Origin of the sequence: Cupriavidus sp. WGlv3 (assembly GCF_023952475.1) — a bacterium.
In the GTDB taxonomy this organism is placed as follows: Bacteria; Pseudomonadota; Gammaproteobacteria; order Burkholderiales; family Burkholderiaceae; genus Cupriavidus; species Cupriavidus phytorum.
On the sequence record NZ_JALHRX010000095.1, the window covers coordinates 1 to 1,334 of the forward strand.

Here is a 1,334-nt window from a genome sequence, read left to right on the forward strand (position 1 = left end):
ACAGGATCGCTCGACTCGTGTCAGATTTGCGCGAGAGCGTCTCCAACGTGGCTCTCAGCCACGCGTGGAGTTGATCGAGTAGTGGACGCGCTTGCGCCTGTCGATACGCCTGGCGCACATCGGGTGGTTTGCCCCGGATCTGCTCTTCGATCTTGTAGAGCGCGCCGATGCGTTCCAGGGCCTCGGTATTCAAGGAATTGGGGCGAGCTGCATACAATTCGTAGAACTGCCGCCGGGCATGGGCCCAGCACGCTGCTTCGGCAACCCGTCCCGTTTCGTAGATCGCCTGGTAGCCGCCGTAGGCATCGGCCTGCAACGTCCCGTTGAACGATTCAAGATGCTGCTGCGGGTGGATGCCCTTGCGGTCCGGCGTATAGGCAAACCAGACGGCCGGCGGAGTAGCATCGCCCGACGTCCGGTCGTCACGCACATACACCCACAAGCGTCCAGTTTTAGTCTTGCCATTGCCTGGCGCGAGCACCGGCACTGGCGTATCGTCGGCATGGAGCTTCGTCGCCGCCATGACGTGTCGACGCAGTGTGTCGACGAGTGGTTGCAGCAGCGCCGCACTGTGACCAACCCACTTCGCCAGCAACGAGCGATCCAGCTCGACGCCTTCACGCGCATAGATCACCGACTGTCGGTAGAGCGGCAGGTGATCCGCGAACTTCGCGACCAGCACGTGGGCCAGCAGTCCCGGGCCAGCCATGCCTCGCTCGATGGGGCGGCTCGGCGCAGCAGCCTGGGCGATGTGATCGCAGCATGAACACGCCAGCTTGGGTCGCACATGCCGGATGACCCGGAAGCTCGCTGGCACATATTCGAGCTGTTCGGAGACATCCTCGCCAAGCTGCTTCATCGGCGCACCGCATGCCGTGCAGGTATCACGTGATTCGGGCCAATGAGTCTGGAACTCGCGCGGCAGGTGTTCTGGCAACGGCTTACGTTGTACCTGTTCCGGTGCCGTACGCGGCGTCCTGTGGATCTCGATGGGTGCGGCACCTTCGTCGGCCTCGAGTTCTTCTAGGCGAAGTTCGAGCTGTTCGATCTGGCGGTCCAGCTTCTCCGAGCGACGGCCGAACTGCATGCGGCGCAGCTTTGCAATCAGCAACTTGAGATGCTCGATCTCCGCCTTGTCCGTTGCCGTCGCTGCCTTCTGCGATTCGACCACGTCTTGCAGATGCCCGATGCGGGCATCGCGCTCCAGCAAGAGGGCTTTGAGCGCTTCGATGTCGTCCGGGTACGCGTTCGCCGTCGTCATGCCAGCAGTCTACGCGCCGGCACTCAGGTTTACAACGCCGAGATCGGCTCCGCCGTGCGCACCGGCTGTCGCC

Annotated in this window: 1 protein-coding gene; it reads right to left on the reverse strand. The window is 63.0% G+C overall.

Translation table 11 applies throughout. The annotated features are described in order from the left end of the window. Positions 1-1,261: IS66 family transposase (gene tnpC / locus MKD38_RS30580; RefSeq protein ID WP_252669759.1), on the reverse strand; the 1,261-nt coding region annotated here is incomplete at its 3' end. Positions 1,262-1,334: the final 73 nt, after the last annotated feature.